17 protein-coding genes and 3 tRNA genes are annotated in these 20,118 nt (G+C 44.3%); 8 read left to right on the top strand and 12 right to left on the bottom strand.

Translation table 11 applies throughout. From position 1 onward, the window contains the following. Nucleotides 1-47 precede the first annotated feature (47 nt). The 3 genes from BM056_RS01975 to BM056_RS01960 all read left to right on the top strand — a co-directional run bounded on the left by BM056_RS01975 (nt 48) and on the right by BM056_RS01960 (nt 3,206). Nucleotides 48-434: a hypothetical protein gene (locus BM056_RS01975; RefSeq protein ID WP_092468181.1), complete on the top strand. Its 387-nt coding sequence runs from the start codon at nt 48-50 to the stop codon at nt 432-434. Nucleotides 435-521: 87 nt separating this feature from the next. Beyond that, entirely contained in the window at nt 522-2,024 is a 1,503-nt protein-coding gene (thrC, locus tag BM056_RS01970; RefSeq protein WP_092468179.1) for a threonine synthase, read from the top strand. Between the two features lie 657 nt (nt 2,025-2,681). After that, the gene (locus BM056_RS01960; protein WP_092468424.1) at nt 2,682-3,206 is read left to right on the top strand and encodes an O-acetyl-ADP-ribose deacetylase; all 525 of its coding nucleotides are present in this window, start codon (nt 2,682-2,684) and stop codon (nt 3,204-3,206) included. 51 nt (nt 3,207-3,257) lie between these two features. Here BM056_RS01960 and BM056_RS01955 read toward each other — a convergent pair whose 3' ends face one another. The 3 genes from BM056_RS01955 to BM056_RS01945 all read right to left on the bottom strand — a co-directional run bounded on the left by BM056_RS01955 (nt 3,258) and on the right by BM056_RS01945 (nt 7,801). Continuing rightward, nucleotides 3,258-6,311, bottom strand: coding sequence for an FAD-dependent oxidoreductase (locus tag BM056_RS01955; RefSeq protein ID WP_274377498.1), 3,054 nt, complete (start codon nt 6,309-6,311; stop codon nt 3,258-3,260). A 28-nt stretch (nt 6,312-6,339) separates the two neighbouring features. Further along, nucleotides 6,340-7,194 carry a CoB--CoM heterodisulfide reductase iron-sulfur subunit B family protein gene (locus BM056_RS01950; RefSeq protein WP_092468175.1) on the bottom strand — a complete coding sequence of 285 codons (855 nt, stop codon included), beginning with the start codon at nt 7,192-7,194 and terminating at the stop codon, nt 6,340-6,342. Between the two features lie 70 nt (nt 7,195-7,264). After that, nucleotides 7,265-7,801 carry a 4Fe-4S dicluster domain-containing protein gene (locus BM056_RS01945; protein WP_092468173.1) on the bottom strand — a complete coding sequence of 179 codons (537 nt, stop codon included), beginning with the start codon at nt 7,799-7,801 and terminating at the stop codon, nt 7,265-7,267. Between the two features lie 497 nt (nt 7,802-8,298). On the opposite strand from BM056_RS01945, the gene BM056_RS01940 reads away from it, so the two are divergent. The 3 genes from BM056_RS01940 to BM056_RS01930 all read left to right on the top strand — a co-directional run bounded on the left by BM056_RS01940 (nt 8,299) and on the right by BM056_RS01930 (nt 8,629). Further along, nucleotides 8,299-8,372 (top strand) — tRNA-Gly (locus BM056_RS01940). 7 nt (nt 8,373-8,379) lie between these two features. After that, nucleotides 8,380-8,456 (top strand) — tRNA-Arg (locus BM056_RS01935). Nucleotides 8,457-8,545: 89 nt separating this feature from the next. Then, nucleotides 8,546-8,629 (top strand) — tRNA-Leu (locus tag BM056_RS01930). Nucleotides 8,630-8,790: 161 nt separating this feature from the next. Here the strand turns inward: BM056_RS01930 and BM056_RS01925 are convergent. From BM056_RS01925 to BM056_RS01895, 7 genes are all read right to left on the bottom strand, one after another. Next, the gene (locus tag BM056_RS01925) at nt 8,791-9,267 is read right to left on the bottom strand and encodes a metallophosphoesterase (protein WP_165613320.1); all 477 of its coding nucleotides are present in this window, start codon (nt 9,265-9,267) and stop codon (nt 8,791-8,793) included. 29 nt (nt 9,268-9,296) lie between these two features. Next, complete coding sequence (locus BM056_RS01920; protein ID WP_092468168.1) at nt 9,297-9,893, bottom strand: XTP/dITP diphosphatase; 597 nt, start codon at nt 9,891-9,893, stop codon at nt 9,297-9,299. 4 nt (nt 9,894-9,897) lie between these two features. Continuing rightward, entirely contained in the window at nt 9,898-10,641 is a 744-nt protein-coding gene (gene rph, locus BM056_RS01915; protein ID WP_092468166.1) for a ribonuclease PH, read from the bottom strand. 29 nt (nt 10,642-10,670) lie between these two features. After that, nucleotides 10,671-11,444, bottom strand: a complete 774-nt coding sequence (locus tag BM056_RS01910; RefSeq protein ID WP_092468160.1) for an MBL fold metallo-hydrolase — start codon at nt 11,442-11,444, stop codon at nt 10,671-10,673. Continuing rightward, on the bottom strand, nt 11,435-12,208 hold the full coding sequence (locus BM056_RS01905; protein WP_337833476.1) for an acyl-CoA dehydratase activase: 774 nt from the start codon (nt 12,206-12,208) through the stop codon (nt 11,435-11,437). The genes BM056_RS01910 and BM056_RS01905 overlap by 10 nt, the downstream gene beginning before the upstream one ends. A 23-nt stretch (nt 12,209-12,231) precedes the next feature. Next, nucleotides 12,232-13,206 (bottom strand): 2-hydroxyacyl-CoA dehydratase family protein, encoded by a 975-nt coding sequence (locus BM056_RS01900; RefSeq protein ID WP_092468156.1) that lies wholly within the window; start codon nt 13,204-13,206, stop codon nt 12,232-12,234. Nucleotides 13,207-13,416: 210 nt separating this feature from the next. After that, entirely contained in the window at nt 13,417-15,411 is a 1,995-nt protein-coding gene (locus BM056_RS01895) for an SH3 domain-containing protein (protein WP_165613319.1), read from the bottom strand. Between the two features lie 429 nt (nt 15,412-15,840). Here BM056_RS01895 and BM056_RS01890 point away from each other — a divergent pair, with 429 nt between their 5' ends. Continuing rightward, nucleotides 15,841-16,956, top strand: a complete 1,116-nt coding sequence (locus tag BM056_RS01890; protein ID WP_092468152.1) for a Gfo/Idh/MocA family protein — start codon at nt 15,841-15,843, stop codon at nt 16,954-16,956. A 101-nt stretch (nt 16,957-17,057) separates the two neighbouring features. Here BM056_RS01890 and BM056_RS01885 read toward each other — a convergent pair whose 3' ends face one another. Beyond that, nucleotides 17,058-17,654 (bottom strand): GerMN domain-containing protein, encoded by a 597-nt coding sequence (locus tag BM056_RS01885; protein WP_092468151.1) that lies wholly within the window; start codon nt 17,652-17,654, stop codon nt 17,058-17,060. Nucleotides 17,655-17,795: 141 nt separating this feature from the next. On the opposite strand from BM056_RS01885, the gene BM056_RS01880 reads away from it, so the two are divergent. Continuing rightward, nucleotides 17,796-18,743: a L,D-transpeptidase family protein gene (locus BM056_RS01880; protein ID WP_092468149.1), complete on the top strand. Its 948-nt coding sequence runs from the start codon at nt 17,796-17,798 to the stop codon at nt 18,741-18,743. An 18-nt stretch (nt 18,744-18,761) separates the two neighbouring features. Here BM056_RS01880 and BM056_RS01875 read toward each other — a convergent pair whose 3' ends face one another. Then, a complete protein-coding gene (locus BM056_RS01875) occupies nt 18,762-20,117 on the bottom strand; it encodes an APC family permease (RefSeq protein WP_092468147.1) in 1,356 nt (451 codons plus the stop codon). Between the last annotated feature and the right edge of the window lies 1 nt (nt 20,118).

The raw sequence follows: 20,118 nt of genomic DNA, 5'->3' as shown, positions 1-20,118 counted from the left end.
CTGACTTTTGACTCCTATCAATATTAATTTATACGGGGGCAATCATTGTGCAGACGGCAAACGTTTTAGACTTCCCTTCAGTGGAGGACCAACAAGTAATTCAGACTGCAGTACAAACTTTTCTGTTAACCCAAACCGGAAGAACCAGGGAATTAATGCTAAAAACAATCCGTGCTGTTCTTGACCGTTATAGGATTACTAAATTTGGTTTTGCTGATTACTATGTTTATGTTACAAACGAACCTAAATGGTCGGTGATCAGAGCTAAGAAAATAATTGAGGGGCAGGTTTGTCCCGGGTGTGGAATTAATATCTATAATTTTAAAAGCACTGTTAGAATATTGGGCATTCAGGAGCTTCCCAAAAAACATTTTGTAACTTACGGCTGTAAGTGTGGATCGGTTTTTGGAAAGTGGGAGCTATTTTTAAATTAAGCAGCAAGGCTGCTTTTTCTTTAATTTATTGACTGCATAGAAAAGGTGTTGTTTAATGTAATAAGCAATGCATTGGGAGGAATTAAAATGTTTTACGAAAGCACCAGGGGTGACGGTAAATTAATTACCTCGGCTGAAGCTATTCAACAGGGCATATCCCCTGACGGCGGATTATTTGTTCCCGAAGAAAAACCAATAATTAAACTGGATGTAATAAATTTACTTGTAGAAAAATCCTATAGCGAAAGATGTGCGGAGATACTAAAACATTACTTATCTGATTTCACCAACGATGAAATTATTCAATGCGTTAACAGCGCCTATAATATCCATAGCTTTGACCACCCGGACATAGCACCTCTTGCCAACCTGGACCGGGGATTGAGTGTACTTGAACTATGGCATGGTCCTACTTGCGCTTTTAAGGATATGGCTCTGCAGATTTTACCGCGATTGTTGGTGAAGTCCATGGAGAAAACCGGGGAAGCCGGTAACATTTTAATCCTGGTAGCCACTTCCGGAGATACTGGTAAAGCGGCGCTGGAAGGGTTTAAGGATGTACCGCACACTGCTATCGTTGTGTTTTATCCCGAACAAGGGGTCAGTGAGGTTCAAAAGTTGCAAATGATTACCCAGGAGGGTGATAATGTAGGTGTTTTTGCGGTGCGGGGCAACTTTGATGACGCGCAAAGCGGGGTTAAAGAGATATTTGGGGACATAGCTACAGCTGATATTATTTCAAGGTATAATTTCAAGTTTTCATCCGCCAACTCCATCAACTGGGGAAGATTAGTGCCACAGGTTGCCTACTATTTTTCAGCCTATGCGGAATTAATTAAACAAGGTAGGATACAATTAGGAGAAAAAATCAATTTCGTTGTTCCCACTGGAAATTTTGGCAATATCCTGGCGGGATATTACGCGCGGGAAATGGGGTTACCGGTTAATAAGTTGATTTGCGCTTCCAATGCCAATGATGTGCTGGATGAATTCATTAAAACCGGCGTATATAACCGGATGCGTGAATTTAAAAAAACCCTCTCTCCCTCTATGGATATTTTAATATCCAGTAACCTGGAGCGGCTATTGTTTGAATTAACAGGTCATGATGCAGAACCGGTGCGCAAATGGATGTCAAAATTAAAGCAATCCGGCAGTTATGAAGTCGAGGGAGCAATCAGGGAAAGGATACGGGGCATTTTCTGGTCAAACTTTGCCACAGATAAAGAAACGATGCAAACTATACGTAATGCCTATCAACGCTATAATTATGTTATAGATACTCATACGGCTGTAGGACTAAATGTTTATGCCAAGTATCTGGCTGCCACTGCCGATCCCAGTTATACGGTAATTGTATCCACCGCCAGCCCGTTTAAGTTTAACGCCAGTGTTGCCCGGGCGCTGCTTGGCGAAGAAAAGACTTTTGGCAGAAGTGAGTTCGATTTACTGGGGATGCTATCCGAATTTAGTCAAATGCCCGTCCCTACCGGGCTTAGAGAGCTTGATCAGCGGCCCGTCCTTCATCGTCAGGTTGTGGAAAAAAATAATATGAAGCAGGCAGTCCTGTCATTTATAAAAAATAAATAATAGGTTTCTTGATAGCTTTAAATATAGTCGGTGGGACAAACTGATAGGTTTTCTCCACCGACTACATTTATCTTAAAAACCTCTTTAAAGGAATGTGCCAAATATGAGAAGCAAAACGTTTTTGCCCATGTTTATTACCGTATTTTTATCTGTTTTTACTTATTATCTCTTATCAACTTGGGCAAGCGTATCCGAGAATAAGAGCATGGCCGCAGGAGTTTTAGTAGCCATATTATGCAGCGGCATATTGAAAAGAATCTCAGATAAAAAGCGTAATGACAGTAATAAAGACTAGCGGTTATGGTTCTTTTTCAATACTTCGTCAGGCACATACCACTTGTCATTGACTTTTTTCAAGTCCTTATTTACATCTGTTACAGGATAAAAAGCCCAGCCCTGGGCCTTCTTGGTGTTGCAGATTCAGGCCCACTCCTTCACCAAAATGGGAATATTAAAGTGGTTCGTTACGTGAACCTCACCGGTATCTTGATGATATAAAACTCCTTTGATTTCTGCCATATTAAAACACCTGCTTTCTACCTCATTTTTCTTTTAATATAACTGAGTATTTGCTTAAGTCAAGTACGGGAAGTAACACTTAATATAATTTCTCTGGAGGTGCTTTTGTTGAAATTTACAGTTAATGCAACCTGTATTATGGTTTTGCAGGGAGATATCACTGAACAGGATACTGAGGCAATTGTAAATGCCGCCAATTCCGGCTTGCTTGGCGGAGGAGGTGTGGACGGAGCCATACACAGGGCCGGAGGTCCTCAAATACTTGAAGAGTGTAAGCAGATCAGGGCCAAACGGGGAGGGTGTCCCACGGGAGAAGCTGTTATAACTTCAGGTGGAAATTTAGCTGCCCGATATGTAATCCACACCGTCGGCCCGATATGGTACGGAGGGAGTAATGGTGAAGCCGGATTATTGCAAAATGCTTATGGGAATAGCCTTAACCTGGCCAGGGAAAATGGTATTGGCAGCATAGCTTTCCCTTCCATTAGTACGGGGGCCTACAGATTTCCCATTGCGGAGGCTGCTCAAATAGCGGTAAAAACACTGTTGGAATTTGTAAAGGAGAACCGAATTCCACAAGAGATAAGATTTGTTTTGTTTAGTGACAGGGATCTACAAGTTTACCAGCAAGCCTGGGAGCGAAACCTCCGACTAAATACATAATAACAGTAACAGTAAAGAAAAAAAGAACCGGGGTTTAAACCCGGTTCTTTTTTAAACGTTCTGCGCTAGCTGGAACAAACCGTCTACAGCCGCAGTCAATTGCTTATCGCTATAACACTGCAGGGTAATTGCCTTATTGGGGCACTCACCGGCACAGGTCCCGCAGCCCTGACAAATGACAGCCTCTATTTCGGCCACATGCTTATCGTTAATTCTTGGGGCTTTAAAGGGGCATAACCGGACACAGGTAAGACATGCCGCGCATTTGTCCGGATCAACAACTGCCACAACACCTTTGGATTCCAGCGATTCGTGGCTTAATATGCTGGTTGCGCGACCTGCTGCGGCTTTGGCCTGGGCGATGCTCTCCTCAATATTTTTGGGGCCATGGGCCAGGCCGCACATGTAAACGCCATCTGACGCAAAATCAACAGGGCGCAGTTTCATGTGCGCTTCCTGGAAAAATTGATCAGGGTTGAGCGGTAATTTGAACAGCTGTGAAAGTTTCGGGTTTGACTCAGAAGGTGTAATAGGTGCCGCCAACACCAATAAGTCGGTATCAAGGTTGATATCTTCACCCAAAATATGATCCTTAAAAGAAACCTGCAAGATACTGTTGCCATTGCCGCCAACCAGTTCCACCGACGGCTTTTTGTCAACTTCATAACGGATAAAGAGTACACCTTTGGACCTGGCTTCCCGGTAATAATCCTCATTAAAGCTATAGGTTCTAATATCCCGGTATAAGACAAAGATAGTAGCGTCAGGGTTAAGCTCTTTAACCTTTAGAGCAAGTTTCATTGTTTTGGTGCAGCATATGCGGCTGCAATAAGGCCTGCCTTCTTCACGTGAGCCAACACATTGAATCATAACAATATTTTGGGCATTTTTAACTTTTGGATCTTGGGCGGCAATGGCCTCGTCAAGCTCCAACTGGGTTAACACCCGCTGGTCCTGACCGTACATATACTCGTCAGGCTTGGCTTCTTCCGCTCCGGTGGCAATAATAGTGGCACCATGTTTAATCTCCATGCCTGAAGCAAGTTTGGTGCTAAAATTGCCGGCATAGCCCGACACTTCAACAATATCACTACCGGTATATACTTCAATTAGCTGGTCATTCTTGACAGTATTGATTAAACTTTGCATGTATCCCTGAATGTCTTCGCCGTTAAAACCTTCATTAATTCTACGTGCTGTTCCTCCCAGTTGGTCGCTTTTTTCCAGTAAGCTAACTTTGTAACCTTGTTTAGACAGACTGGTGGCGGCAACCATGCCGGAAATCCCGCCGCCGATTACCAGTGCGTTGTTGGTTACACTTACCTTGACACTATGCACTGGCTGCAGCAAGGCAGCCTTGGACACGGCCATACTAACCAGGTCTTTGGCTTTTTGGGTTGCTTTTTCGGGTTCATGCATATGCACCCATGAACATTGGTCTCTAATATTAGCCATTTCAAACAGGTTTGGATTTAATCCAGCCTCCCGTAAGGTTTCCTGGAATAATGGTTTGTGCGTACGGGGACTGCAGGAGGCTACCACAATTCGGTTCAGCTTGTGTTCTTCGATCAATTCCTTCATGGCCGCCTGGCTGTCCTGTGAGCAAGCGTATAAATTGTTGGTGGCATAAACCACATGGGGTAAAGTTTTTACATGCTCGACAACCGATGGAACATCTACTACACCGGCAATGTTAATCCCACAGTGGCATACAAATACGCCCAGCCTTGGTTCCTCGCTGCCAACATCTTTCTCTTCCGGAAACTCCCTCTCAGAAACCAGCGTGTTGCGGGCAGATGCTAAAAATGCAGCAGTGTCACCTGCAGCGGCGCTGGCTTGCATTACGGTTTCAGGAATATCTTTGGGACCACTGAATACGCCAGCTACATAAATACCTTCGCGTGACGTCTCAACTCCGGTAAGGTCTTTTAACTGGCAGAAATTATACTGATTTAATTCCACGCCCAGGGTCTTGGCCAGTTCAAGAGTGTCGCTGGTAGGCTTCAAGCCCACCGATAACACAAGCATATCAAAGTCTTCTTCCGTCATTTTACCTTCGGGATTACGGTATCTTACCCGTAATTCCTTGGTTTGCTGTAATTCTTTGACAGAAGATATCATGCATTTGACATATCGGACACCATATTCATCTTTGGCGCGATTATAATATTTTTCATAATCTTTACCAAAGGCCCGTATATCCATATTAAAAATGGTGGTTTCCAAACCATGAACGTGTTCCTTGGCAATAACAGCCTCTTTGGTTGCATACATGCAGCATACTGATGAACAGTAGCCATTACATAATGAAACGTCACGGGAACCAACACACTGAATAAAAGCTATTTTTTTAGGTTCGGTGCCGTTGGCCGTCTGAACATGGCCTTCGTAAGGTCCCGACGCGCTCAACATGCGCTCGAACTGCAAACTGGTCACCACATTATCGTAAACGCCGTAGCCGTATTCACCGCGCAGCTCAGCGTCAAACAGCTCATAGCCCGGGCAAAGTATAATGGCCCCAATGTTTAGCTCTACAGTTTCAGGTTGCATGTTATGGTCAATGGCACCTACGGGACAAGCCTTGATACATTTGCCGCAAGCCTTGGGGTTTTTGTGTTTTAAACATTTTGTTGCATCTATGATATAAGCATTGGGATATGCCTGGGGGTAAAGCTTGTAAATAGCTTTACGATTGTTTAAAAGCTGGTTAAATTCATTGGGTACCTTTACCGGACATGCTTCCGTGCAGGAACCGCAACCCAGACACTTTTCGGGGTCCACGTAACGGGGCCGTTTATTTACCGTAACAGTGTAATTTCCTGCTTGTCCTTTGAGACCGGTAATATCGGAGCAGGTAAGGATGTCAATATTACGGTGGCGGCCACACTCGACTAATTTTGGAGAAAGAATACACATGGAACAGTCATTGGTGGGGAAAGTCTTGTCAAGCATGGGCATACGTCCACCTATTGCCGGAGTTTTCTCGACAATGTAAACCTTGTACCCCACTTCTGCCAGGTCCAGGGCGGACTGCATTCCACTTATCCCAGCTCCAATAATCAACACAGAACCAACAACGTTTTTATTGGAATTGTTCTTTTTCAATGTTACACCAGACCTCCATTATCCAAAATTAGCCTGCCAGAGAAAGCGATTGCAATAATGGTTTCGGGTCGATTAAATGCAGGTTAAACCATTTGTTGCAATCAGGCAAATCCATGGCCATGCCTATTAGTTCAGTGAAATAAAACGCAGGTAATTCGGTGCTGTATTCCTTCCTTCGCATTTCGAGGTTGGATTGGCACAGTGGACAAGCTGTAACTATTGCCATAGCGCCTGCCTCTTTGGCAGCATCCAGCAACCGTCCGACCATTCCCTGTACCACACTGCTGGAAGTCAAACCCAGGTTTGCGCCACAGCAATCAGTTTTATAGGACCAAGGCATAACTTCTGCACCAAGAGCTTTCATCACATTGTCTAGCGAGACTGGATTTTCCTTATTGTCAAAACAAGTAACCTCGTGCGGCCTTACCAGTAAGCAACCATAGAAACAAACAACTTTCAAGCCTTTGAGGGGTTTCTTGACGCTTTTGGCTATGGTATCCACTCCTACCGTACTTACCAAAGCTTCAATTAATGAGTAAACATTTACTTTGCCGTTATACTTAAAATCAACGATCTTCTCCACTTCATTGCGCATATCATCATTGTTCCGCATAGCATAATCGGCTTTTTTAACCCGGCTGTAACAAGCGGAACAGGGAACGGCCAGGTCCACTCCGGCTTCCTGAGCTAAAGCCAGATTGCGGGAAGGCAGAGCGATTGATAATAAATGGTTGGTGCTGTGAGCTGAAGTAGCCCCGCAGCATACCCAATCCTTTAATTCTACCAAATCAATTCCCAAAGCTTGGCAAATAGCCCTGGCTGACATGTCATACTCTTTGGCGGTGGAACCTAAAGAGCATCCTGGAAAATAGGAAAGTTTCAATTTGAGTATACCCCTTTCCCTTGAATATTAAATAATTAACCAAATGGTTATATTTTTTAGCTAGTAAATATCAAACTGTTTTTTCAAAAATACTTTTAATTTTACCCTTGGCTTTCACTCTATGCGGCAATAAGGGCATTTTACCTTTTCTAAACATTTTTAAGCCAATATCAAGATCTGACATTAGGTCCCCGCTCTTAATCTTATAAATCGCCATCATGCTTCCTTCATGTACTCGCCCGAAGGATTTTACCGAACCTAGAAAAACATTATGGAACAGGTTAATGTTTTTTTCTTTTACCTTGCCTTCACGTATGGATATCTCTTTTAGCGTGTCCATTACTTCAGCAATGTTAATACCATTTGGACATCGTGCGCCGCAGGTTTCACAGCTGGAGCAGATCCAGATGCTGGAGCAGCCTAAAACACGGTCTTTTTGTCCAAATTGCACCATGCGCAATATTTCGTTGGGATAATAGTCGGCGTACTCAGTGGCAATGCAACCAGATGCGCATTTTTGGCATTGATAGCATAGTTCAATAGGTTGGCCACTTTTCTCTTTAACTTCATTAAAAAAATTCTTTTTTTCGGTATTGATAAAACTCACCCACTTACCCTCCCCCGTAAAATATATAATAAAAGCTCGAATCTAGTTGACTAAATTATAGAATACATTTATAAAATAGTATACCTTCCTGTAAAAATACTTTTTATAAATGTAAAAAAATGCATATACTTTTCGCTAATACTAAATGTTTGTTTCGCTGTTATTCTTTGCTAGTATAATTATCAACAGCGTAATACCTTCATTATATCGAACAAAAGTTAAAAAATAAAGCAAAAATATTCCTCCAAATCAACAAATGAAATGGTATTAAAAGGTATAATTAGCATACTTATTAAGTAATTTAATGCTTTTATAGTTTTGTTAATTTATTGTTAAGCTGGCCAAGGGCTTGATTTATGCCGTTAAAATGTTATACTAATAGACACTTTTATGTGGTAACATGAATAATGCGAAATCCAAAAAATTCTTTTTGACTCCGGTGTCTTTTTCTTGTATAATACTATTGTTCGCTTTAATTCAATACTCTTAGTTACTGGGCGGGTGTAGCTCAATGGTAGAGCCCTGGCCTTCCAAGCCAGTCGCGTGGGTTCGATTCCCATCACCCGCTCCATATTTATCTCCCGGTAGCTCAGCTGGACAGAGCAACGGACTTCTAATCCGTGGGTCGGGGGTTCGAATCCCTCCCGGGAGGCCAATAACCCCAAGTAATTGCGGGTTTTTTTCTTGACCAGCTGAGAACTGGCATGTTAAAATGTAAAGCGTAAATTAAACCAAATTGTACTTGCGGGCGTGGCGGAACGGCAGACGCGCTGGACTTAGGATCCAGTGGGGCAACTCGTGGAGGTTCAAATCCTCTCGCCCGCACCAAAGATTGCAAAGAGACCTTCCGGTTCAGGAAGGTCTCTTTGCAATCTTTTATATTTACAACCATTTTATTAAAATTTGTCTTTTATTCTGCAACAGTTTTTTGTTTTTATAAACTGTTTATTCAGTTTGAGTATATCAGACCAAACTATTGACTTTGGCATTCATCCCAGCTCAAAGGTTTCTCCTGTTACTCCCTGGGATGTTATATTAATCAGGCCAAAACTTGCTTTATAACCTGGCTGGGGTTTGGTTGTACTGCCGGGGTTAAACATTAATATATTGTTTTCACTGGTTACCAGAGGAATATGAGTATGACCAAAAATGACTATATTTACTCCAAGCACCCGGGCTCGATAAAACAACAGCTGCAGCGTGCTTTTAGCCTGGTATAAATGTCCGTGGGTAATAAAAATTCTATAACCGCCGATAGTTACTGTTAAATCCTCTTGCCCGGCGCTGTAGGGATCGCAATTGCCCCGCACGGCATAAACCGGTATTTTTACAAATGATTCCAATTGTTTTGCGTCGCTATAATGGTCTCCCGCATGAACCAGTGCATCAATTGCCCCCATTTTGTTAACGGCTTTAATTGCTGCACTGGTTAAGCCATGTGTGTCACTTATCACTCCAATTTTCAAATATATTTCCTCCAGCCTCTTAAATAAAATCAATCTCCGATTATATCTTTAAGTATGGAATTTACTTTTTTTAATGCACGGCCGCGGTGGCTGACAGCATTTTTGTTTTCCGCATCCAATTCAGCAAATGTTTTTCCGTATTCCGGGACTAAAAACAAAGGGTCATAGCCAAAGCCCCCGCTGCCACTGGGCTGCGTTTCAATTATCCCCTCACATGAACCGTCTACCGTGGCGACTTTGCCTCCCGGGGTGGCAACCGCAATAACACACCGAAACCTTGCGGTTCTCTTTTCCGGGGGCACGCCTTTCAATAACTGCAGCAATTTTTGATTGTTGGCGTTGTCATCCCGTTCCGGGCCGGCAAAACGGGCGGAATGAACCCCGGGTGCGTTGTTGAGATAGTCAACTTCCAGCCCCGAGTCATCTGCCAGGGCAATTTCGCCTGTGGCAGCGGCTGTTTCAACTCCCTTTTTAATAGCATTGGCCTCAAAAGTATCTCCGTCTTCAATAACTTCGGGGACGTCAGGATAATTGGCAAGGGAAACAACATCAAAACCTGATCCAGACAGTAACTGGCGCAGTTCCCGTAATTTTCCCTCATTATGGGTGGCCAGCACAATTTTCATATGCCTACCTCCCAATATTGTTGGCTATTTGTCCCAACACCTGTTTTTGGTATTCAATTAAATCTTTAATACCTTGCTGAGCCAGGTCCAGCATACCGTTGGCTTCAACCCTGGAGAAAGATGCTTCTTCTCCGGTGCCCTGTATTTCCACGAATTCACCATTACCGGTCATTACTATATTCATGTCTACTTCCGCCTGGGAATCCTCTGTATAGTTCAAATCAAGGACAATTTCACCATTTACCCTGCCAACACTTGTGGCAGCAACAAAGTCGCGGAGTGGTATATGGTCAAGGCGTTTATGCTCAATCAACCACTGCAAAGCGTCAACAAGTGCGATAAAGGCGCCTGTTATTGAAGCCGTACGGGTGCCGCCATCCGCCTGGATGACATCACAGTCCAGGGTTATAGACTTTTCGCCCAGTGCGGCCAGGTCCGTTACAGAACGCAGAGCGCGGCCAATCAACCTTTGGATTTCCAGGCTGCGTCCATTGGGCTTGCCCCTGACGGACTCCCTGATCATCCTGGAACCTGTGCTTCTGGGCAGCATGCCGTATTCAGCTGTAACCCAGCCGCCTCCACCTTCAATTTTTCGCCACCCCGGCAGTCTGTCTTCTACGGTAGCCGTACATATTACTTTGGTATCACCAACTTCGATTAGCACCGACCCTTCGGCATGCTTATTTATTCCCCGGGTGATTGTAACCGGCCTCATTTGGTGATTATTTCTACCATCAGTTCTCGTCATGTTCTCCTCCCGGTTATTTATAAAGATTTTTAGACAGTATATTTTTTTCCCTGAACAGCAGTTTCAACCTCTTGGCCAAAGCCCGACCGGGCTTGATCAAGCAGTTCCCGTGGATCATATTCCGGCCAAAAATGAGTGATTAGTAACCTTCTGGCCTTTGCTGCTTTAGCCAGTTCGCCGGCCTGTCTGGCCGTAAGATGGATACTCTTCAGGTAATCGGCGTCTTTATCCAGGCCACTGGCCTCGCAAAGAAAAAGATCAACATCCCGGGCTGCTTTTTTAATCATGTCTGTTGCGCCGGTGTCGCCGGAATAGAAAAAATTTTTACCCTGGCCTTTAACCAGCACCGCATAACCTGGTAAAGAGTGCGTGATTGGTATAAAATACAGCTTTAAAGCGCCGGCGACAGATGTCTTCAGTTTCAGACCGTTGATCTCTTCCACATCAGGTAGGTCATCAATGATAGTTGTATTAAACGCCTGTGTATAACCTGCTATTTTTGATGATATTTCAACTGGATCGCGCGGGATAAACAAGCTAATTTTTGAGTTCATTCTCCCCTCACGCCTTGCCCCTTCAATCGCATGCCGCAGACAGTAAATGTCGGCGTAATGATCCGGATGGAAGTGGGTAATAATCTGGCCTGACAGGGAAGTATACTCTATATGACGGGTAAGCTCGGCAAAACTGCCGTTACCTGCTTCCAGCAGCAAATTGGTGGTATTGCTTTGCAGCAAATAGCCCGAACAGGCTTCTCCCGGGCGCGGATAAGGCGCCCAGCATCCTAAAACCGTTAATTGCACGAATCATACCCCGTTTTTAAAGAATTGGCGCGGGCAATTACACTACAGCCAATTGCGCCGGTGTACTGGTGCATTGCCGGGACAAGCACTTTAACCCCAAGTTCACTGCTGATGATTTTTTTTAAAGCAGGGCTGGCAGCAACCCCGCCTGTAAATACTATCACCGGACTTAATAGCTGCTGCAGCATGGGCCTAATTCGCTTGAAGATGGAATGGTTGACCCCGGCGGCAAGACCGGTGGGGTCATAGCCTTCCACGATACGGCCGATGAGCTCGCTCTCCCCAAAAATGGCACAGGTTGAGGTAAGGTCAACAGGGTTTGCGTAGTGCTTTGCTAGTTCAGGCAACGTCATGTCAAGAACCCCGGCCATGTTTTCCAGGTAACGCCCGGTGCTGGCCGCACACTTATCATTGGTCTGAAAATCAATCATCCGGCCGCCCCGAACCAGCGCCACCTTGCTGTCCTGACCTCCGAGATCCAGCAAGGTAAAATCCTCCAGACCTGTGGAATATGCGGCTCCAGTAACATGAGCCTTTATTTCCGGTATATTCAAAGCATTGGCGAGATCTATGGTTTGCCTGCCATAACCGGTGGCGACAACATTATTAATATGACTTACTTTTAATAGTTTATCCAGGTTGACCTGTAATTTGCCCTGTGTAAGCTTACCGTGTTCCCGGTAAAATTTTATGGTGTCAAAAATATAATAACTGGTTTGGCCTTCTTCATCTATGAGGGAAACCTTTACGCTACGGCTGCCCAAATCTATTCCGCACCACAATTAAATCACCTCAGCATTTCAAGAAACGAATCAATTCTCATCTTGGTCCTGGCATCAAGCTGATTGGGTTTATCGCCCTCTATAGTTAATACCGGCATTTTTATTTTTTGCCTGATGATCAGATCTTCTATCTGCCGGTAGCAAAAACTCTGGGCATAATGGATAATGCCATCGATTTTGCGGCGGGATATTTCATTGCATATATCATTAAGACGGAAAAAAATGCCGTAAGGATAGGTATAAAGCCTGTATTGCTCCACCATGTCTTTTGTATGATAAGGCATTGAAAATTGACGCTGTGTTTCATTAAAGACGACCCGGCCCCCTTTGGATTCCAGGTAGTCATATAGATCTCCCATAATTGGCGGAACGCCGATATAGCCGATACGAAGGCTTTTTCGGTCTGGCTCTCTCGTTTTGGCTTCGGCAATAAATTCATCCGCTTCTCTGGCAAAGGTATCAGGGTCGCCCATAAAGTCACTGCAATTGACTTGAAACAGGTGGTTTTCCCATCCGTGTACCACGTTTTCACGCCAGGTTAATTGATCAATCTGCCATACTAGCTGGCGAATCTGATCAAGCTTAGTTTTAGTAGCATATACTGTTTCATAGTCGGTACCTAAATGCTCCATAAGTTTTTCCATCTGCAGGCGCAGCAAATCAGGATCCCGGTCAAAGGGAAAAGCAAAAGCAATGATCTCTATGCCGGCTAACTCAAGAGTTTCCATAAGTGCGTGGGTATTGCTGCAGTCACCCTGGGTAACGGCTATGACGGTACGAATGTCTTTGCTCTTTAGCACTGTGCTGTATAGCCCTTTGATCCATGAACAGACATTGCGGGGGTAACCGGCAAGTTCGGCTTCCTCTACCAGATAACCGGGATTGTCTCCGGTAATAAAAACATTATTAAGGTCTACGGGCGTATGACCGGCGGCAAAAATAATTTCCATGGGAACTGTAGTTGTTATGCCAATTTTCATGTGTTTATAATCCTTTCAATGCTAACGGATCATCAAATACAATCGTTTTAGCCTTGGAATATTGTATCATTTAAAATAGTAATTTTAAAGGAAAGTGGACACACCTCTTCAAGGAATGTCCCTAATTAGACCCCTATTAACACTAAAAGAAGCAAATACGGCTGATGTACAGGCTGAAAAAAACTGCGCCGGTTATCCGGCGCAGTTTTTTTACTGCGTTGTTGGAGAGAAGTAATTATTCAGTGCGTCAGCCAGTGCTTCAGCGATTTTTTGCCTGGTTGCATCCTGGCGCAGCATCTGTTCCTCTTCACTGTTGGAAATGAATGCTACCTCCGCCAGTGCCGCCGGTACCGATGATGTGCGCAAAACCACAAAATTGGCCTGAAGTACACCGAGACTACGTCTTTCCAGTGATCTAAGCAACTCGGACTGGATTGCTCCAGCCAGCCGGCGGTTATCGGCTTGATTAACGCCAGGTGCCAGTTCTCCCGTATCCCTGCGATAATAGGTACTCGTCCCGTTTATACTCGGATTAGCACTGGCGTTGCTATGAATGCTTAAAAATACTTCTGCGCCGTTACGTTTGGCAATCTCTGATATTTCGTAGAGATCCACGTAAGAGTCATCAGACCTTGTCATCACTACTTTGGCGCCTTTTTCCTTTAGTATTTCGGCAAGTTTTAATCCTATATCAAGATTTACGTCTTTTTCCAGTAAACCTGTCGGACCTTTGGCGCCGGGGTCTTTGCCTCCGTGCCCGGGATCAATGGCAATAACCCTGCCTTGCAAGAAATTACCTTCTGTGGGGATGGAAATGTCTAAATTCAATTGCTTGCGGTCTTCGGACAGCTTGTCCAGAGATACAACGGCGCCGTTTAAATCAAATACCACCCGGAATACCGGTTGCTCTTTACTGAACCAACCTGTCCTAATTTGAGGAACTACCTCAGTGCCTATGGATATTTTTTCAGGCAGGTCTCCCGGGTCAATGTTTTTCAAATCCAACACCAGACGGTCGGGGTTTTTAATTAAAAACATATCGTAATTTAATGGGCCTGTTGCACTTATTGATACAAGGGTATGTCCATCATCTTCATTAGCTTCAATTTTCTCCAGCTTGGACGCCTCTGTTGGCTGCCCGTTGTTAGTCTGTCCCGAACCATCAGTATTACCACTTTGATCGGTATCTTCCGTTACTACGGGTGGATCGCCCGGCGCTGGTGAGGCTTCGGCTTTTTCCGTATTTACCAACCAACCGGCTATCCAACCAACTACTCCCCCGTCAAGCTTAACTTTGTACCAGTCACCGGTGCTTTCTATGACACCAAGTTTCTGGCCCCGGCTTACCTGGCTGATCACTCCGTGGGTTGTGCCCGGTCCGCCGCGCACGTTTACATTGCTGCCGTTAACCACAGCCAGCATAGAATCACCCTGCGGCGGCTGCTGTTGCTGTGATGGTGATTGTGACGGCTGTTGTGGTGTTGATGAAGGCTGTTCTGCCGTTATATTGGTTACACTGGCCAGCCAACCGGCAATCCAGCCGGACTTGCCTCCCGGTAGACTTATTTTTAGCCATTGTCCATTTACAGCAGCCACATTGTATTTTTCTCCACTGTTAACCTTGGCAACAGCTTTGTAGCTGGTTCCCGGTCCTTCCCGGACATTTACATTAGATGCTGTCAAAGTAGCCTGCTTAATTACAGTTGGCTGTTGTGACTGAGATTGTTGTGGAATTGCTGCAGGCGGTTGCTCAGCTGGCTGCTGCGCAGGCTCTTGATTCACCGTTTTTTCTATTGTCACCAGCCATCCTGCTACCCATCCCGTATTGCCGTCCGGCAGCTTAACTTTATACCAGTCGTTGGAGTTTGAGATAACTTCAAGCACACTGCCTGCTTTTATCTGATTGACAACATTATAGGTTGTACCGGGTCCACTTCTAACATTTAATCCATCGGTTTTTACAACAGCATGACTGACAGCTTCGTCCGGTACGGACTCGGCTTTAACCAGCCAGCCGGCAATCCATCCATCAGCTCCGTTCGCATTGATTTTAAACCAATCACCACGCTTGTCCACTACGTTGTATTGTTCATTTTTATTCACTTTTGCAACAATGGCGGACACAGTATCAGGTCCGCTGCGCACATTTACGGTGCTGCCGGTAACGGTTAAACGGGTTGCCGCAAATACATTGCCGGGTAACACCAAACAACTAGCTGTAAAAAGTGCAAAGCCCGTTAATATCTTTTTGATATTTTTTTTCCAACGGGGGGTCATGGACTCATTACCTCATTTCCTCTCCTTTTTGATATTATTCCTGGAAATAATTCGACAATTTTACTAAAAAGCCTGCTGGCCTTCTTAAATGTAAAAAAATACAAAATAATAATTGACAATACTACCATTATGACGTTTTATGCTAGCGAAAAGTTCCCTGAAAAGGCATTTTAATGGATATAATGTCTTTTCCAGTTACATAATATAGAAGACTTGGTTCAAGTGGGGTTCTGACCCCATCTGAACCTTAGTCGCACTTATTTCAAGCTCACAGCCTGTTAGTCCCCGACCTAAGATGGCGGGGCCTTACAGGCTGTGCGAAGATAAAACATTATTCAATATATGGAGGGATGAGACTTGGATAAACTAAAAGTTGGGATTATTGGAACGGGTTTAGCATTTGAGCGGCTTCATTATCCCGCTTATCAGGAATTGTCAGATAAATACGAGATCGTAGCACTTTGCGATCCTGAACCTGATAAAACAAGACAGTGGGTTGACAGACTTGGTATCAGAGGCGACAGTATTTATACCGATTACAGGCCGATGTTATGGCGAAATGACATTAATATTTTCGATGTTATGGTCCCCATTGAACACAATTATCGTGTCACTGAAGACATTGCCAGGACATTGGCACATCAGCCCGGTAAAGCTATAATCTGTGAAAAACCACTGGCGTCAAATTACGAACAGGCACGAGCCCATGCAGAATTGCCCCGTAAGTATGGTATTCCCATAATGATCGCTGAGAATTATCGCTACAATGAAGATATTAATATTATCAGAGACGTGATCAGACAGAAAAAAGTTGGCGATGTTGTCTATTTCATTCAAAACAAGGTAGTTAACTTCCCGCATGACATGCTAAAGAACAAATTTGCCAGGACTGAATGGCGCCAACATCCGGTTTTTCATGGCGGGGTGATAATGGATACAGGTGTGCATGACGTTGCGGGAATCAGGCATATTTTTGGCGCAATTGATAGATTGCAAGCATTTGGGGTCCCCCAAAATGATGATTTTGCACCTTATGCTATAGTTACTGTTAATATGCAGTTTAAGAGCGGGACAATTGGACAGTTTTCTTTTTACTGTTCCGGCAAGGAAATGCAGCGCCCGCTGATTGGAATGCGTATTTTTGGCACAGGCGGGATGATTTACCTGGAGGAGCGGGATTGCGGTGTAATAAATGTGGTGCATGATGATGGCAATAGAGAGCAGATACCATACCGGCCACAAAGAGGGTATTATAACGAGTTATTAAACCTGTATAATGCCATGTTTGGCAAGGAAACAATAGCTGTGACCCCGGAAATGGAATTCGGTGACGCCAAAACTATTCTGGATATGTTGCGGTCCATCAGGGAAAATAAAATTGTGTCGGTGGATCTGACGGAAAACTATATTCCCACTTATCAATACGGAAATGCAACAGCACAATTTGAGTTTCACCAAACCGGCTGGCATTAACAAGAAAAGCGCGCTAAATCAGTTCCTTTAGCGCGCTTTTTAATATTTTTTCTTTAGCCTGGCCCATATTGGACGTTGAAGAATCGCGACAGTAGTATATTTTAGATGGAACTGACAATCTCCGGATCTCTTTCCAGTGGGCTGCTGACATCCAGATGCCCAGCAATAGTTGGTACTATTTTGCCTTCAACCAGTATTTGAACAGATTCAATTGACTGAAACTGAGACAGGGTATTAACTAGGGAATAAACAGTCATATTTTCCGCTGCGGACCCTCCGCTGTGCTCGGTTATTAATTCCTCACTCAGGTTGATAGTACATAAACCATCCTGAATATTAATATCCAAAAGGCTTGTATTGGGAGGGATAGTTGCCTCCAACCCGTTTACTTGCGGTCCACGGCATAATTCATTAATGGTTTCTCTGGCAATCCCGGGAACTTTTCTTATTTTTCGCCGCTCTGGTGCCAGTTTTCCATTACCGTCGGAAAAATAAAGAACTACTTCAGTCGTGTCAGCCGATAAACTGTCATTATTATTCACAGATGCCAGCTGCTGATTACCGGCTTCTTGTTGCTGTAATGCTATAACATTTTTTTCTGCGGAATTTTGCTTAGCTTTGTTGTCTGAACAGCCAGATGTGTATAAGGCGATAATAATCAATCCCATATAAATAAAAAATTTTACCGTTGCTTTCACATAAATCCCCCCGATGGTTGTCCATGTTTTTTACAATAATGTATGAACGGAGGTGCAGGTTTATGACAATTAAGCTCTTTTGAATACATAACAAAAGTGAGGGAAAAATATTTTTTAGGCGTTATTACAGGGGGATAGTAAATGCAAAAATCAAAAAACACTTGTATTATTATCGTTATATCTTTTTTTTGCGTAATCTTTTTTCTTACAGAACCGGCGGAAGCGGTACCGGAATGCGAATTCTGTCGTAATATCCAAGGCCACAACCGTGTATTTAAAATTCAGCAACCCAGCATGTGCGGGCCGGACATTGAATTACTGCAGCGTATGCTTAGGGAATTGGATTATTACCATGGGCCTATAAACGGCGTTTATGAAAAAGCTACCGCCCTGGCGGTTAACAATTTTCAGGAAGCCCGGGGAATAATTCCTGATGGCATCTTCACCGAAAAAACTCGTCAGGCTTTGGATGATGCCTACTGCCTCTCGATGGCAAAAAGTGATGTTCCTCCACCACCGGGCGAAGTTAGTATTTTGATTGATACCAGGCAGCGCAAGCTGACAATTATGGCCGACGGGGAACCCTATAAGCAGTATGCCGTAGCTGTAGGTAAACATGATACCCCTACACCAATCGGCAATTTTAAGGTTTTACGCAAGGCTATGAACTGGGGAACCGGCTTTGGCACCCGCTGGATAGGTCTTACGGCCCCCTGGGGCATATACGGAATACATGGCACCAATAAGCCCTATTCCATTGGAAGTTATGCCAGTCACGGGTGTATTCGAATGAATAACGTAAATGTGGAGGAGATTTATCCCTGGATTAAGCCGGATACAAGGGTTGTAATCCTCGGAAATCCTTTGCACTACCAGCCAAGCAGGTATCGCACAATGAGGCGGGATGAACGGGGCGGAGACGTGCTTGAGGTACAAATAAGGCTAAAAAGACTCGGTTTTTATAACGGGCCTATTGACGGTATCTGGGGCGGTGGAATGGAAAAAGCGGTAATTGAGTTTAGGAAGGCACAGGGATTACCCTTCGATAATTCGGTGGATTCAAAGGTATATGCTGAACTGGGCCTGTAACTAAAATAACCGGGAACGTTAATCCCCGGTTTTTTCCGCTTGTACAGCGGGACGTCTGCGGCGGTTGGCCGATTTTTTGACGCGATTGCGTCTTTTTAGCTCCGGAACGACCTGATTAACATAAATTACGCTGAGCACAACACCGATACAAAGATAGATAAAAACTCCGGGAAATGAAAAAAATATTGCCAGCGTTAAAAGGGAAAATACACCGGCGCAAATTCCGGGAATCCAATATCCTCCGGGAATTTGATAGGGACGTTTCATATCGGGCAGCTTTTTACGCAGTACAATTACTGCTACTCCCGCCAGTACATAGATAATGCTTTCCATGGCGGCCGCCATATTGACCAGGGTCAGATAGCGTTCGGTGATTAAAACAATAGATGAAATAATAACCCCAATAATAAACACACAAACAATGGCCACCCAGGGGGTAAAATAACGCATGCTGATTTTGCTAAATATAGTTGGCAATACATTTTCCCGGGCTGAAGCATAAACAAATCGCGAAATGCTGATTAAGCCGGCATTAAACGTGGTGATTGATGCGGCTAATGTAATCAGCACCATTATTGCAGCACCGGAACCGCCAAGTAAGGTTCGGGCAAAAATCATCTGCGGAATGGCTGAATTAACAAGGATGTCTTTGGGTACTGTTGCCGTCATGGCTACAGTAAACAATGCGTAGGTAACACTGAGGATACCAATAGCCAGCAGCATGCCGCGGGAAATCAGGCGACTGTGGGTTACCTCTTCTGCAAGGGGGGTAACCCATTCGAACCCCACAAAAAGAAATACCCCCACCGCTACTGCGTTTATAAAATTCAAGCCGCCACCGGTACTAAAGGGTGCATTTATGTGGAAGTTAACTTGATTTAAAGCTACTATCGCCAGTGCTGCCAATGAAATAATTAATCCATAAGTTATGGCATCTTGAAACCAACCTGCTATTTTAATACCAACAATATTCATTATGGTTACCAGGGTAAACATGGCAATGATCCAAAATATGGAAGGCAGTACGGGGAAAGCTTGATGTAAAATTTCAGATAAAACATAGCTTTCTGCACCAATTACACCCAAAATAACAGCCATATAAAGCAAAGATATGATCAGCGCCAGGCGGTCGTTAAAAGCTCTGCTAAAATATAGGCGAATACCGGCCGCCGACGGCATCATCCCGTTTAGCTCATTAAAACAAAAGGCGGCTGTTATACACAGCAGCCCACCGGTAAGTATGGCCAGCCACGCGGATTCGCCGGCGAGAAAACCAGCAACCTGCACTGCTGCGACAAAAGTTGAGCTAGAAAGGGTCAATCCGGCGCTGGTGGCAATTACAGTACGTAAGGTGAGTACTTTTTTAAGCTCCAAG

Origin of the sequence: Desulfotruncus arcticus DSM 17038, assembly GCF_900113335.1 — a bacterium.
Classification (GTDB): Bacteria; Bacillota; Desulfotomaculia; order Desulfotomaculales; family Desulfallaceae; genus Desulfotruncus; species Desulfotruncus arcticus.
The sequence above is the reverse complement of the archived record's forward strand: the minus strand, read 5'-3'. Positions and strand labels throughout refer to the sequence as shown.

What these genes read in the sequence shown, in the direction of transcription:
- thrC (WP_092468179.1), top strand. Translation starts at nt 522, where the DNA reads ATGTTTTACGAAAGCACCAGGGGTGACGGTAAATTAATTACCTCGGCT.
- BM056_RS01960 (WP_092468424.1), top strand. Translation starts at nt 2,682, where the DNA reads ATGGTTTTGCAGGGAGATATCACTGAACAGGATACTGAGGCAATTGTA.
- BM056_RS01920 (WP_092468168.1), bottom strand. Translation starts at nt 9,893, where the DNA reads ATGAAAATTGTGCTGGCCACCCATAATGAGGGAAAATTACGGGAACTG.
- rph (WP_092468166.1), bottom strand. Translation starts at nt 10,641, where the DNA reads ATGACGAGAACTGATGGTAGAAATAATCACCAAATGAGGCCGGTTACA.
- BM056_RS01900 (WP_092468156.1), bottom strand. Translation starts at nt 13,206, where the DNA reads ATGAAAATTGGCATAACAACTACAGTTCCCATGGAAATTATTTTTGCC.
- BM056_RS01880 (WP_092468149.1), top strand. Translation starts at nt 17,796, where the DNA reads ATGCAAAAATCAAAAAACACTTGTATTATTATCGTTATATCTTTTTTT.